Raw genomic sequence first — 12,666 nt, 5'->3', positions numbered from 1 at the left:
GTCCGGCCAGCGGGCGGCACCCACCCGCCCACGGAACCGCCCCCCTTTGAAGGGCACCGTGCGCCTGCAATAGGCTGTGCCTGTGCGTGATCTTGGCGAGGACCCCCGACCGGCTCGGGGCGCGGTCAGCGAGGTCTACCGTGTCGACCGGGCGGCGACCCTGAACTACTCCCCCGACCTCGACGGGCTCGCCGACCCCGGCGAGATCGTCTGGGCCTGGGTCCCCTACGAGGAGGACCCGAACCGTGGCAAGGACCGGCCGCTGCTGGTCGTCGGCCGCCACGGGCGCAAGCTGCTCGCGCTGATGCTGTCCAGCCGAGGCGGCAGCGGCGACCCGAGCGACTGGCTGGAGCTCGGCCCCGGCCGCTGGGACCGGGAGAACCGCGCCTCCTACCTGCGCCTTGACCGGATCTTCACCCTCAACGAGAACGACATCCGGCGGGAGGGCTCCATCCTCGACGCCGAGCGCTTCGCCCGCGTGGCCGCCGTGCTCAAGCGCACCCACGGCTGGGCCGCCGACGGCTGAGGCCGTCCCCCCGAGACCGGGAACCGCCCCGCGCGAACCCGCTGGAAAGCGGCGGGGCGGTTCAGCATCCTGTTGTCCCATGGACAGCAGACGACTGGTTCGAGTCTCCAAGTATCTCGCCGCGCACCTCCGGCACCAGCCCGAGCGCATCGGGCTGGTCCTCGGCCCACAGGGGTGGGCGGACATCGACGCCCTGCTCGCCGCCGCCGCGCGGCACGGCTTCGCGATCACCCGCGACGAGCTCGCGCAGGTGGTCGCGGGCAACGACAAACGGCGCTTCACCATAGAAGGTGACCGGATCCGCGCCAACCAGGGCCACACGGTCGAGGTCGACCTGGACCTTCCCGCGGTCGAGCCGCCCGAGGTCCTGTTCCACGGAACGGTGGGCTCGCGGGTGGCCGCCATCAGGCAGGACGGCCTGCGGCCGATGGCCCGGCACGCGGTGCACCTGTCCTCCGACCGGGAAACCGCGACCCGGGTGGGTGCGCGCCGGGGCAGGCCGGTCGTGCTGGTCGTTCGCTCAGGTGAGATGCACCGGGCGGGTCACGAGTTCCAGATCAGTGCCAACGGCGTCTGGCTGACCGCCCACGTGCCGTCCGCCCACATCTCGTTTCCCGGCTGAGGGGACCTCGCCCTCGGCGAGGGGCACCGTTTCCAACGCACTCCAAAATCTCGGGCATCCGCCCCCTCCGGCCCACGCGTGCCCGCACTCCAGGTAAACACCTAGGTTTTTCATGCTCAACTCAGCCTGACGGAAGCCAACCGTTGACGTTCCAACACACTCGGGTGTAAATAAAGCTGAAACAACATTGAAACGGCGGTGAACCAACAAGATGTACGCCGAGGAACGGCAACAGGAGATCCTGCGCCGGGCGCGGACCGTCGGACGGGTGGACGTGGTGACGCTCTCGGAGGAGTTCGCCGTCACCACCGAGACGATCCGCCGGGACCTGACCGCGCTGGAGCGCGCGGGTGTACTGCGGCGTGTGCACGGAGGCGCCATCCCGGTCGAGCGGCTGGGGTTCGAACCCGAGCTGGCCGCCCGCGATGAGGTGATGACGGTGGAGAAGGAGCGTATCGCCAAGGCGGCGCTGGCCGAGTTGCCGCAGGATGGCGCGATCATCATTGACGCGGGCACCACGACGGGTCGTTTGGTGCAGGCGTTGCCGGTGGATCGGGAGTTGACGGTGATCGTGAACTCGCCGCCGTTGGCGGCCGCGTTGGCCACCCGCGCGAATTTGACGGTGTTCATGTTGGGTGGGCGGGTGCGGGGGCGGACCCTGGCCACGGTTGATGACTGGGCGCTGCGGCCGTTGGCGGATCTGCATGTGGACGTGGCGTTCATGGCGGCCAACGGTTGTTCGGTGGCCAAGGGGCTGACGACGCCGGATCCGGCTGAGGCCGCGATCAAACGGGCGATGGTCACCGCGGCGCAGCGGTGTGTGTTGCTGGCCGATCACACCAAGTTCGCCAATACCTATCTGTCTCGTTTCGCCGCGTTGCAGGAGATCGATGTGGTGATCAGTGATGTGGGGCTCGATACCGGGGTGGCGGCCGAGATGGCCGCGGCCGGGCCCGAGGTGATCCGGGCGTGATCGTGACTTTGACTCTTAATCCCAGTTTGGATCGCACGATCGAGGTCTCCTCGTTGCGGCGTGGGGCGGTGATCCGTGCCGCGGCCACTCATCTGGATCCCGGTGGTAAGGGGGTCAATGTCTCGCGGGCGTTGCTGGCCAACCGGGTGCGTTCGTGTGCGGTGGTGCCTTTCGGCGGGGATGAGGGGCGGCGGTTGGTGAGCCTGCTCTCAGCCGAGGGCATCGAGATGGTCACCGTGCCGGTGGCCGGGGCCACGCGTTCCAATGTCGCGCTGGCCGAGCCCGATGGCACGGTGACGAAGGTCAACGAGCCGGGGACGGCGTTGTCGGCGGCCGAGTTGGAGGCCATCGCCGAGGCCGTGCTCGGCGCGGCCGGTGCGGGTGGTGCGGGCGGTGGTGCGGATTGGGTGGTGGCCTCCGGTAGCCTGCCGCCCCAGGTGCCCGTTGATGTGTATGCGCGGTTGTGTGAGCGTTTCAGCGGTGCGGGGATCAACGTCGCGGTCGATACCAGCGGGCCGGCTTTGGTCTCGGCGCTGGCTCAGGGGCCGGCGCTGGTCAAACCGAACCGGGAGGAGTTGAGCGAGGCCACCGGGATGGTCATCTCCTGTCTGGGCGATGCGATCAAGGCCGCGGAGAGTCTGCGGGCCCGTGGCGCGGGCACGGTCTTGGCCAGTCTGGGCGCCGATGGCGCGATCCTGCTGCAGGGCGAGCGGGTCTGGTACGGGCGGTGCGCGGTGGCCGAGCCGCGTAGTTCGGTCGGTGCCGGTGACGCCATGCTGGCGGGGTTTTTGGCCGGCGGCGCCCGAGGTGAGGGCGCGCTGGTCGAGGCGCTGGCCTGGGCGAGTGCCGCGGTCGGGCTGCCGGGTAGCCGGATGCCCGCCTCTGATGACATTCGGCGTGATGACGTGCGTGTCATCGGCGCCGATCCCACCTTGTCGCTGCGGTCCGGGGGCTGACAGCGGCGCGGATCCACCCCCCTTTGGCCGGCTGATCGGCCGGCCTCCCCGGAAGGAGCAACACCACGTGAGCACCGATTACACCCCCACCGTCACCGGAAGCGGGGTCCGAGCCAAGATCCAGCGTTTCGGCGGGTATCTCGCCGGGATGATCATGCCGAACATCGGGGCGTTCATCGCCTGGGGTCTGATCACCGCGCTGTTCATTCCCACCGGCTGGTTGCCGAACGAGAGTCTGGCGGCCCTGGTCGGGCCGATGATCACGACGCTGCTGCCGGTCTTGATCGGTTATACCGGCGGGCGGATGGTCCATGGTCAGCGCGGCGCGGTGGTCGGCGCGGTGGCCACCATGGGCGTCGTGGTCGGCGCGGAGAACCCGATGTTCCTCGGCGCGATGATCATGGGTCCGCTGGCGGCGTTCCTGCTGAAGCTGATCGACGGTTTCACCTCCGAGCGCACCAAGGCCGGCTTTGAGATGCTGGTGGACAACTTCACCGCCGGTATCGCCGGTGGCGCGATGGCGCTGCTGGGCGTGTGGGGTGTGGGCCCGATCGTCTCGGCGGTGACCAGCGCGGCCGGTGAGGCGGTGGGCTGGCTGGTGGAGTCCAACCTTTTGCCGCTGGCCTCGATCCTGATCGAGCCGGCCAAGGTGTTGTTCCTCAACAACGCCATCAACCATGGGGTGTTGACCCCGCTGGGCGCCAACGAGGTGACCCAGTTCGGTAAGTCGATCCTGTTCATGCTGGAGTCCAACCCCGGTCCCGGGCTCGGGTTGTTGCTGGCCTATCTGTTCTTCGGGCCGCGGGCGCTGCGTCCCAGTGCCCCGGCGGCGATCATCATTCACTTCTTCGGCGGGATCCACGAGATCTACTTCCCGTATGTGCTGATGAAGCCCCGGCTGATCCTGGCGGTCATCGCCGGTGGCGCCACCGGCATCCTGGTGTTCATCATGACCGGTGCCGGGCTGGTCTCGGCGGCCTCGCCGGGCAGTATCTTCGCCTATCTGGCGGTGACGCCCAAGGGTGGCTGGTTCGGGGTGCTGGCCGGGATCTTCGCCGCGACCGCGGTGTCCTTCGTGGTGGCCTCGGCGCTGCTGGGATTTGGCCGGGGCAAGGACGACGGCGACGGTCAGGAGGCTCCGCAAGGGGCCTCCGCGCAGACCCAGGAGGCCTGAGCGGTGCCGAGTATCGACAGCAAGGACATCCACAAGGTCATCGTGGCGTGTGACGCGGGGATGGGCAGCAGCGTGATGCTGGCCTCCCAGCTGCGCAAGCAGCTCAAGAGCCATAACGTGCAGGTCGAGCACACCCCGGTCAACTCCATCCCGGCCGATGCCGACGTGGTGGTGTGCCATGCCGGCCTGGCCGGCCGGGCCAGGGTCGGCGCCCCGGACAAGGTCCTGATCTCCTTTCAGGTCTTCATCGGGGACCCGGCGGTGACCAGACTGGTCAACACGATCAAGAACGGCGGCACCGTCGATGGCTGAGACGCCGCCGCCGCCGCTGCTGCCGCTGCCGCTGGACCCGCGCGCGATCCGGCTGGCGGCCTCGGCCACCGGCCGAGACGACGCGATTGGCCAGTGCGGGCAGGCGCTGCTCGCCGTCGGCGCGGTGGAAGGCGCCTATATCGGCGCGATGCTGGAGCGGGAGCGCTCGATCTCCACCTACGTCGGTGAGGGGGTCGCCATCCCGCACGGCACCCTGGCCGCCAAGGACGCCGTTCGTCATGACGCGATCTGTGTGCTGCGTTTTCCCGATGGCGTGGACTGGGACGGCGAGCAGGTCACGGTGTGTATCGGTATCGCGGCCAGGGGGGATGGTCATGTGCGGCTGCTGGCCGAACTCGCCCAGATCCTGATGGATCCCGAGCAGGCCCGGGCTCTTCGTGAGGCGACGCAGGTCGCCGAGGTGGTCCGGTTGCTGCAACCCAACGAAGAGGACGAAGCACAGTGAAGGTCGCTCGTTTCCATGCCCCTGGTGACATCCGTGTCGAGGAGGCGCCCGAGCCCGTCACCGGGGCCGGTGAGATCAAGATAGGTGTGCGTAACTGCTCGACGTGTGGCACGGATGTGAAGATCTCCAAGCATGGTCATCATCACATCAGGCCGCCCAGGGTCATGGGGCATGAGATCGCCGGCCAGATCGCCGAGGTCGGTCAGGGCGTGAGCGGCGGCTGGGCTGTGGGTGATCGGGTGCAGGTGATCGCCGCGATCCCGTGCGGGACCTGCGTGGAGTGTCGCCGGGGCCGGATGACGGTGTGCCCGAACCAGGAGTCGATGGGCTATCACTACGACGGCGGGTTCGCCGAGTACATGATCGTCCCGGCCAAGGTGCTCGCGGTCGACGGCCTCAACCGTATCCCCGAGGGGGTGGGTTTCGCCGAGGCCTCGGCGGCCGAGCCGCTGGCGTGTGTGCTCAACGGTCAGGAGCTGGCGCGGGTGGGTGCCGGCGACGATGTGGTGATCATGGGGTCGGGTCCGATCGGCTGCCTGCACGTGCGGCTGGCCCGCTCGCGCGGCGCGGCCCGGGTGTTCCTGGTCGATATCAACGCCGAGCGGTTGGAGATGGCGGCCGGGCTGGTTCACCCTGACGCGGTGGTGCATGGTCAGGACGTGGTCGAGCAGGTGCTCAAGCTGACCGAGGGCAGGGGGGCCGATGTCGTGATCACCGCGGCTGCTTCCGGGGCGGCTCAGGAGCAGGCGTTGCGGATGGCGGCTCGTCAGGGGCGGGTCAGTTTCTTTGGTGGTCTGCCCAAGGATGATCCGATCATTCGTTGTGATTCCAACCTGGTGCATTACCGGGAGTTGACGATCGTGGGTGCGAACGGGTCCAGTCCCGCGCACAACGCGCGGGCGCTTCGGTTGATCGCCGAGGGAGCGGTTCCGGTCTCGGACCTGATCACGCATCGTCTTCCTCTCGCCGAGGTGCTGGAGGGGATCGACATCGTCAGCAGGGGTGAGGCCATCAAGGTCACCATCGAACCCTGACGCCCCCGGCCCCGGAACTTCGGAACTTCGGGGCTTCGGGCCTTCGGGCCTTCGGGCCTTCGGGCCGGACCGGAGCGAAAGACCGTGCCGGGGAACCTCCGCAAGGCCCGTCGCCCCGCACCGGGGCGCCTCGCCCGCCTCCCGCCGGATCCGGCGGGAGGGCCGGGGCAAGCTCACACCATTCGCAGAACGCGCAGAAGGAGAACCGGAGATGCCGGAGAGGACAGTGGTCATCGCCTCAAGCACGGGCCTCCACGCCCGGCCCGCGAAGATCTTCGTACAGGCCGCGGCCAAGCAGGGGGTGCCCGTCCGCATCCGTGTCGGGGAAGGCAAACCCGTACCCGCCAACAGCATGCTCGCCGTGCTGGCGCTGGGCGCGACGCACGGCACGGAGGTCACCCTGGACGCGGAGGGACCGGGAGCCGACGAGGCACTCGCCTCCCTCGCCGACCTGCTCGCCCGCGACCTCGACGCCGAAGAGACACCGCATGGCTGAGACGCTCAAGGGCCTGGGCGTGAGCCCAGGGCGGGCCGCCGGACGGGTCTGCCGGATGGCGGCCCCGCCGGAGCTGCCGGCCCCCACGCCGGTCGCCGACGCCGACGCCGAACTCGGCCGGGCGCTGGACGCGCTGCGAGCCACCGCCGCCGAACTGGCGGAGCGGGCGGAGAAGGCGCCCGGCACCGACGCGCGGGCGATCCTGGAGGCGCAGTCCTTCATCGCCGACGACCCCGGTCTGCACGAGTCCGTAGAGGCCTGCGTCAGGGCGGGCAAGGACGCCGCGCACGCCATCGACGAGGCATGCGCCCACCACCGGCGCGCACTGCTGGCGGCGGGCGGTTACATCGCCGAGCGAGCCGCCGACCTCGACGACGTCCGCAACCGGGCCGTCGCGACGGTGCTCGGCCTCCCCGTCCCCGGGGTGCCCACCCCCGGACATCCCTTCGTCCTGGTCGCCGAGGATCTCTCCCCCGCCGACACGGTGAACCTGGACCCCGGCACCGTCCTCGCCCTCGTCACCTCAAAGGGCGGCCCGACCAGCCACACCGCCATCCTGGCCCGCGCCCGCGGCCTGCCCGCCGTGGTCGCCTGCCGGGAGATGAGCGAGGTCGGCGAGGGGACGTGGGTGTCCGTCGACGGTCTGCGGGGCGAGGTGGAGGTCGGCATCGGCGAGGAGGCCGCCACCGAGATCCAGCGCCTGGCGGAGGCCGAACGCCGCCGGGCGAGCACGAGCCGGGGCCCCGGCCGCACCTCCGACGACCACCCGGTCAAGCTGCTGCTCAACATCGGCTCCGCGGCCGACCTCGCCCCGCAGGGGGTGGACGCCGAGGGAGTGGGACTGTTCCGTACGGAGTTCCTCTTCCTGGACCGGCGTGAGGAGCCGGGCTACGAGGAGCAGGTGGCCGCCTACGCCGCGGTCTTCCGCGCCGCGCCCGGCGGGCACGTCGTGGTCCGCACCCTCGACGCGGGCACCGACAAGCCGCTGCCGTTCCTCGGGCTGGCCGAAGAGACCAACCCGGCGCTGGGCGTGCGGGGGCTGCGGGTGTCCCGGGTCAGGCCCGAGGTGCTCGACACCCAGCTCGACGCCATCGCCGAGGCCGCGCGCCAGAGCGGAGCCGAGCCGTGGGTGATGGCGCCCATGGTGACGACGGTGGGCGAGGCGGCCGACTTCGCCGGGCGGGCCCGCGTCCGGGGAATCGCCCGCGTCGGGGCGATGGTGGAGGTCCCCGCCGCCGCACTGCGCGCCGAACGCCTGCTGAAGGAGCTCGACTTCCTGAGCATCGGCACCAACGATCTGAGCCAGTACACCTTCGCCTCCGATCGGCAGCACGGAGATCTCGCCGACCTGCTCGACCCCTGGCAGGCGGCGCTGCTCCAGCTGATCGCCGACTGCGCCGCGGCCGGGCAGGCGGTGGGCAAGCCCGTCGGCGTGTGCGGCGAGGCGGCGGCGGACCCGCTCCTGGCGACGGTCCTGGTCGGGCTGGGCGTCACCAGCCTGTCGATGTCGGCGCCCAGCGTTCCCTCGGTGCGGGAGAGCCTCGCCGCGCACTCCCTGGCGCAGTGCCGCGACAACGCCCGGTTCGCCCTGGGCGCGGACGACCCCGGGCAGGCCAGAAAGCTGATCGTCCCGGGCTGGTGAGCACCCCCTGAACCGGGCCGGAGACCCCCTCCCTCCGGCCCGGTTGCCGCCTCCGGCCCGTTTCCCCGGCGCGCATCGGTGAAATCACCGGTCTTTCCCGCGGAAAGCGCCGAGGCGCCGGCGCGGACCGGCGGAGACCCCGCACCGGCCCTTTCCAGGCGCGACATACGCGCGTAACACTGGGACATGCCCTCCCCCTCCCCCGTCACCCGGTCACCGGCGCTGCACGGCCGTGACGCGGAGCAGTACGGGTGATTTCACCGATGCACTCCGGGCCTGACAACGAGAAAGTGGCGACTGTCGGAAACTCAAGGGGCCACCCGGTGGCGCTGATCGTGCCGTCGCCACCTCCGGCGGCGAACCGGCGCGCGACGAACAGTTGTCGGCCGACCACCGTATCGCCCTGGTTCCCCCACAGGAACGGAGTACAGCAACGTGCAGCCGTACAGTACCCCCCAGGCCCACGCGCACAGGCGGTCCCGCCGGGCGACGATTGTCGCCACGCTGGCCCTCGCACTCGCTCTGCTCGGCACCGGCGGGGGCCTCGCGCCCGCCGCGCAGGCCGCCGCCGCGGGCCCGTACGACCGCGGCCCCGACCCGACCCGACCAACGCCGGCATCGAGGCGGTCAGAGGGCCGTTCGCGATCGCGGAGACCAATGTCTCCTCGCTCCGGGTGACCGGCTTCGGCGGAGGGACGATCTACCGAAATGCGGGCCAGTGCTCCGGCCTTCAGGCCGGGGGTGAAGGCCCGCGCGGGAGTGCCCGCTAGAGCGCGGGCGTGCCTTCACCCACAGGTCACGGTGGGCGTTGCTGCTGCTCGATGTACTGCTTGAGTACCGTGAGCGGTGCGCCGCCGACCGACCCGGCGAAGTAGGACCCAGACCAGAAGTGTCCACCCCACAGATGGTTGCGGACATGCGCGGCATACTCCTTGCGCAGGAGCCGTGCCGAGACGCCCTTGAGACTGTTGACCAGTTTGGACAGGGCGACCTTCGGCGGGTAGTGGATCAGCAGATGGACATGGTCGTGGTCGCCGTTGAACTCACGCAACTCGACCTCGAAGTCCGCGCACACCTCCCGCATGATCTCCTCGCAGCGGGCCAGCATCTCGTTCGTGAACACCCCCCGCCGATACTTAGTGACGAACACCAAGTGCGCGTGAAGGTGATAAACGACATGGCGTCCCGTCCGGACATCGGGATTCGGATTCCAGCGCGGTGACATAAACCAAACGATACGATCAATGCGTGGAGTTGGTGAAGCAGACCCGGGCGCACGTGGCGCGTCTCGACCTGAGCGCGGCACAGGTGGCCGTGCTGGATGGTCAGGCGCACACCGCTCGCACCCTGTGGAACCTGCTGCATGAGTACTTCACCTTCCGCCAAGGCCGTCTGGCCTCGGTCAAGGACTGCGACGCGGCGATCCGGCAGGCCCGCCGCGAGATCGACTGGATGGGACAACTGCCCGCCCAGGCGGCGCAAGCGGTGCTGAGAACGTATCGGCAGGCATGGGCGAATTTCCTCAACCCCGACCATCCGGCGAAACGGCCCACGTTCAAGGGCCGCCTGCGGTCCCGGTTGGCCGTGGATGTCCCCCAAGCCCGCGATTTGCAGATCAAGCGGGTCAACCGGCGGTGGGGTGCGATCAACCTGCCCAAGGCCGGGCGGGTCCGGTTTCGGTGGACCAAGGACCTGCCCGGCCTCACCAAGGGCGGCCCTGCCGGGCGGATCACCGGAGCCCGCCTGGTCAAGGAAGCCGACAGCTGGCACATCGTGTTCCGGACCGAACGCCAGGTGCCCGCCCCGCTCTGCCACCCCGGCCCGCAGGTCGGGATCGACCGGGGAATCAACATCGCCCTGGCCCTGTCGGACACCACCATGCGTGAGCACGCACCCTGGCTCGCCGGCGGCGAGAGGGAACACCTGCGCCGCTTGGAGAAGAAGTCCGCACGCCAGCGCCGCACACGCACTCCCGGCCGGCCCACGTCCAAACGGCTGAGGCGCACCTACGACCAGATCGCCAAGGCCCGCGCGACAGCCAAGCGCCGAGCCGTGGACTGGCAGCACCAGACCACCACCGAACTCGCCGACACCTTCAGCGTGATCAAGGTGGAAGACCTGAAGATTACGAACATGGTCCGCTCTGCCAAGGGCACAGTCGACAACCCCGGCGTGAACGTCGCACAGAAGGCCGGACTGAACCGCTCGATCGCCGGGGAGGCCTGGGCTCGCACGGTCACCCTGCTGGAGTACAAAACCCGTGATCGCGGCGGGATGGTGGTGAAGGTGCCCACCCCGGGCACGTCGCAGACCTGCCACCGGTGCGGGCACCGCGACCCGGCCAGCCGCGTCAAAACCGTGTTCACCTGCACAAGCCCCGCGTGCGGATGGGTCGGGCATGCCGACACCAACGCCACGATCAACATCAACAACGCCGACGGAACAGCGGTGTCAGGACGTGGAGACCTCGGGGTTACCCGGTCTGCGAAGCGTCAACCCCCGCGCGCCGCTTAACCGCGACGCGACGGGAGAATCCCCGGCCCCAAGCCGGGGAGGAGTTCAAAACAGCATCCCGGCCTCCTCGGAGAAGGCCTACCTGGAACTCGACGGCGCCGGCCACTTCGCGCCCAACGCCTCCAACACGACGATCGCCAAGTACAGCATCTCGTGGCTGAAGCGATTCGTCGACAACGACACCCGCTACGAGCAGTTCCTGTGCCCCGCGCCCCGGGGTGACCGGAACATCTCCGAGTACCAGGACACCTGCCCGCACTCCTAGGGCACCGGGCCGCCACCGGGCCGCCGTCGAAGCACGGCACCGGCGGCGGCCCAGGATCGCGAACCCCCTGACCCGACGGCGGCCGCCACCCGCGGCCGCCGTTGGCGTACCCTCCCCAAGGCTCCCAGAGATGCCACCATCTGGTGGATTTTCCCCTGGTTTGATCAGTTACCTCCGGAGGGCAATAGGGTTTACGGACTATGTCCAGGAACGAAAGTCGACGTGACTCCAAGACCGTTATGTGGCTTCTCGCGTTCAGCGTCATGGCCACGTTCACGGCCGGAGCGGTCACCCTGCTGAGCGGTCACCTCGAGCCTGTTCCCGACATTCCCCCACCCCCGGACGCCGCCCTGCCCCAGATACCCGTGACGCCGGTGACACCGACCCCGCCACCGCAGCCTCGGGGTACGGCCGACCCCTCCGGCCCGGCCGAGGAGCCGCTCCTGCTGGCCAACGGCCGGCAGCAACCGCTGAGGATGAAGGTGCCCCGGGCGGCCAAGGGCCGCTACGCCGTCGCCCCCGGCGAGGCCAGACCTCCCAGGGGCAAGGGCAGGGTCGTCCGGTACGCGGTGGAGGTCGAGCGCGGCCTGCCGTTCGAGGTGGAGGAGTTCGCCTCCGAGGTGCACCGGATCCTCAACGATCCGCGCGGCTGGGGGTACCGGTTCAAACGGATGGCGCGCGGCCCAGTGGAGCTCAGGGTCTCGCTGAGCAGCCCGGAGACGGCCGACCGGCATTGCCTGCCGATGCGGACCAACGGCACGCTGTCCTGCTGGAACGGCGGGCGCGCGATCATCAACGCGGTCCGCTGGAACACCGGGGCGCGAGGCTACGGCCGTGACGTGGCCTCCTACCGCGAGTACGTCATCAGCCACGAGGTCGGGCACGGCCTCGGCCATGGCCACGTGTCCTGCCCCGGCCCCGGCCGGCGGGCCCCGGTGATGCTCCAGCAGACCAAGTCCCTGTACGGCTGCCGCCCCAACCCCTGGCCGTCACCCCGCCGCTGACCGGCACGGCGGTCACGTGCGGCCGGTGAACCAGGTCACCCACGTGCTCCTCGACAACTGCCGCCGGGACAACGCCCAGCGCAACGCCGCCAGGTTCCGCGCGCTCGTCGAAGAGGCGGGCGAGATCCGAACGGCCGGCTCCGGGGCACCGCTACCTGACCTGGCGCCTCGCCCTGGTCATGGTGGCCCTGCGCTCGTCGGGGGTGGTGCCTCCCCACACACCGTCCATCTGCTGGGTGTTCAACGCGTACTCCAGGCAGCGCCCGCGCACCGGGCAGCGGCTGCACACGGCTCTGGCGCGCTCGTACTGTTCACGCCCCGGCCCCTCGTAGGACACCGGAAAGAAGAGTTCGGGATCCTCACTGAGGCAGGAGGAGCGGCGGGACCAGTTAATGATCGGAATAACGTTGCTCTTAACAGGCATGGCGATCCAATTGGGAGTGAGAACGGCTCAGATACTGGCAGCTCAGGTTGAGGATCGCGTGCCCGCTGTAGTGGTACTCATACCTTTTAAGCGGAAAAATCGGGCGATTTTGACCGATGCTCTCTTCCGTTAAGGAAGGCCCCGATCAGCGGGTCGAACCCCGGCGGTGCGCAACGGCGGACCATTTCCGCGCGCTCCGGGGCCCGGCGACCGCCGCTCCCGCCGGGCCGGGGCGTATACTCCGGCCCGGCGGCCGGT

14 protein-coding genes and 1 pseudogene are annotated in these 12,666 nt (G+C 69.6%); 13 read left to right on the top strand and 2 right to left on the bottom strand.

The features are described from left to right. Window positions 1–82 precede the first annotated feature (82 nt). The 10 genes from ACQP0P_RS19990 (at window position 83) to ptsP (ending at window position 8,201) form a co-directional block, all read left to right on the top strand. The gene (locus tag ACQP0P_RS19990; protein WP_433379008.1) at window positions 83–526 is read left to right on the top strand and encodes a type II toxin-antitoxin system PemK/MazF family toxin; all 444 of its coding nucleotides are present in this window, start codon (window positions 83–85) and stop codon (window positions 524–526) included. Between the two features lie 79 nt (window positions 527–605). Then, entirely contained in the window at window positions 606–1,148 is a 543-nt protein-coding gene (locus tag ACQP0P_RS19985) for an RNA 2'-phosphotransferase (protein WP_433379005.1), read from the top strand. Between the two features lie 211 nt (window positions 1,149–1,359). Beyond that, window positions 1,360–2,121: a DeoR/GlpR family DNA-binding transcription regulator gene (locus ACQP0P_RS19980; RefSeq protein ID WP_433379002.1), complete on the top strand. Its 762-nt coding sequence runs from the start codon at window positions 1,360–1,362 to the stop codon at window positions 2,119–2,121. 26 nt (window positions 2,122–2,147) lie between these two features. Continuing rightward, a complete protein-coding gene (locus ACQP0P_RS19975; protein WP_433378999.1) occupies window positions 2,148–3,077 on the top strand; it encodes a 1-phosphofructokinase family hexose kinase in 930 nt (309 codons plus the stop codon). 67 nt (window positions 3,078–3,144) lie between these two features. Further along, window positions 3,145–4,251: a mannitol-specific PTS transporter subunit IIC gene (gene mtlA, locus ACQP0P_RS19970; RefSeq protein ID WP_433378996.1), complete on the top strand. Its 1,107-nt coding sequence runs from the start codon at window positions 3,145–3,147 to the stop codon at window positions 4,249–4,251. 3 nt (window positions 4,252–4,254) lie between these two features. Beyond that, window positions 4,255–4,563: a PTS lactose transporter subunit IIB gene (locus ACQP0P_RS19965; protein WP_433378993.1), complete on the top strand. Its 309-nt coding sequence runs from the start codon at window positions 4,255–4,257 to the stop codon at window positions 4,561–4,563. After that, the gene (locus tag ACQP0P_RS19960) at window positions 4,556–5,029 is read left to right on the top strand and encodes a PTS sugar transporter subunit IIA (RefSeq protein ID WP_433378990.1); all 474 of its coding nucleotides are present in this window, start codon (window positions 4,556–4,558) and stop codon (window positions 5,027–5,029) included. Before ACQP0P_RS19965 ends, ACQP0P_RS19960 begins: the two co-directional genes overlap by 8 nt. After that, window positions 5,026–6,063 carry a zinc-dependent dehydrogenase gene (locus ACQP0P_RS19955; RefSeq protein ID WP_433378987.1) on the top strand — a complete coding sequence of 346 codons (1,038 nt, stop codon included), beginning with the start codon at window positions 5,026–5,028 and terminating at the stop codon, window positions 6,061–6,063. The genes ACQP0P_RS19960 and ACQP0P_RS19955 overlap by 4 nt, the downstream gene beginning before the upstream one ends. Window positions 6,064–6,274: 211 nt before the next feature. After that, the gene (locus ACQP0P_RS19950) at window positions 6,275–6,559 is read left to right on the top strand and encodes an HPr family phosphocarrier protein (RefSeq protein WP_433378984.1); all 285 of its coding nucleotides are present in this window, start codon (window positions 6,275–6,277) and stop codon (window positions 6,557–6,559) included. Next, window positions 6,552–8,201, top strand: coding sequence for a phosphoenolpyruvate--protein phosphotransferase (gene ptsP / locus ACQP0P_RS19945; protein ID WP_433378981.1), 1,650 nt, complete (start codon window positions 6,552–6,554; stop codon window positions 8,199–8,201). The genes ACQP0P_RS19950 and ptsP overlap by 8 nt, the downstream gene beginning before the upstream one ends. A gap of 796 nt (window positions 8,202–8,997) precedes the next feature. Here ptsP and tnpA read toward each other — a convergent pair. After that, window positions 8,998–9,426 (bottom strand): IS200/IS605 family transposase, encoded by a 429-nt coding sequence (gene tnpA, locus ACQP0P_RS19940; RefSeq protein ID WP_433363332.1) that lies wholly within the window; start codon window positions 9,424–9,426, stop codon window positions 8,998–9,000. A 23-nt stretch (window positions 9,427–9,449) separates the two neighbouring features. Between tnpA and ACQP0P_RS19935 the strand changes: the two genes are divergently transcribed. The 3 genes and pseudogenes from ACQP0P_RS19935 (at window position 9,450) to ACQP0P_RS19925 (ending at window position 11,984) form a co-directional block, all read left to right on the top strand. Beyond that, window positions 9,450–10,715 carry an RNA-guided endonuclease InsQ/TnpB family protein gene (locus ACQP0P_RS19935; RefSeq protein WP_433378978.1) on the top strand — a complete coding sequence of 422 codons (1,266 nt, stop codon included), beginning with the start codon at window positions 9,450–9,452 and terminating at the stop codon, window positions 10,713–10,715. A gap of 58 nt (window positions 10,716–10,773) precedes the next feature. Further along, a pseudogene (locus ACQP0P_RS19930) lies at window positions 10,774–10,980 on the top strand (alpha/beta hydrolase); the annotation flags it as partial. Window positions 10,981–11,243: 263 nt separating this feature from the next. Beyond that, window positions 11,244–11,984, top strand: a complete 741-nt coding sequence (locus ACQP0P_RS19925; RefSeq protein WP_433378975.1) for a DUF3152 domain-containing protein — start codon at window positions 11,244–11,246, stop codon at window positions 11,982–11,984. 151 nt (window positions 11,985–12,135) lie between these two features. Here the strand turns inward: ACQP0P_RS19925 and ACQP0P_RS19920 are convergent, their stop codons facing one another. Beyond that, window positions 12,136–12,408: a WhiB family transcriptional regulator gene (locus ACQP0P_RS19920; protein ID WP_433378972.1), complete on the bottom strand. Its 273-nt coding sequence runs from the start codon at window positions 12,406–12,408 to the stop codon at window positions 12,136–12,138. Between the last annotated feature and the right edge of the window lie 258 nt (window positions 12,409–12,666).

The organism is Streptosporangium sp. CA-115845, assembly GCF_050943795.1.
Lineage (GTDB): Bacteria > Actinomycetota > Actinomycetes > Streptosporangiales > Streptosporangiaceae > Streptosporangium.
Note: the sequence above shows the minus strand (reverse complement) of the source record. Positions and strands in the feature narration are given on the sequence as shown.

Excerpts from the sequence above, each read along its gene's own strand:
- ACQP0P_RS19985 (WP_433379005.1), top strand. The coding sequence starts at position 606 with ATGGACAGCAGACGACTGGTTCGAGTCTCCAAGTATCTCGCCGCGCAC.
- ACQP0P_RS19980 (WP_433379002.1), top strand. The coding sequence starts at position 1,360 with ATGTACGCCGAGGAACGGCAACAGGAGATCCTGCGCCGGGCGCGGACC.
- ACQP0P_RS19960 (WP_433378990.1), top strand. The coding sequence starts at position 4,556 with ATGGCTGAGACGCCGCCGCCGCCGCTGCTGCCGCTGCCGCTGGACCCG.
- ACQP0P_RS19950 (WP_433378984.1), top strand. The coding sequence starts at position 6,275 with ATGCCGGAGAGGACAGTGGTCATCGCCTCAAGCACGGGCCTCCACGCC.
- ptsP (WP_433378981.1), top strand. The coding sequence starts at position 6,552 with ATGGCTGAGACGCTCAAGGGCCTGGGCGTGAGCCCAGGGCGGGCCGCC.
- tnpA (WP_433363332.1), bottom strand. The coding sequence starts at position 9,426 with ATGTCACCGCGCTGGAATCCGAATCCCGATGTCCGGACGGGACGCCAT.
- ACQP0P_RS19925 (WP_433378975.1), top strand. The coding sequence starts at position 11,244 with ATGGCCACGTTCACGGCCGGAGCGGTCACCCTGCTGAGCGGTCACCTC.
- ACQP0P_RS19920 (WP_433378972.1), bottom strand. The coding sequence starts at position 12,408 with ATGCCTGTTAAGAGCAACGTTATTCCGATCATTAACTGGTCCCGCCGC.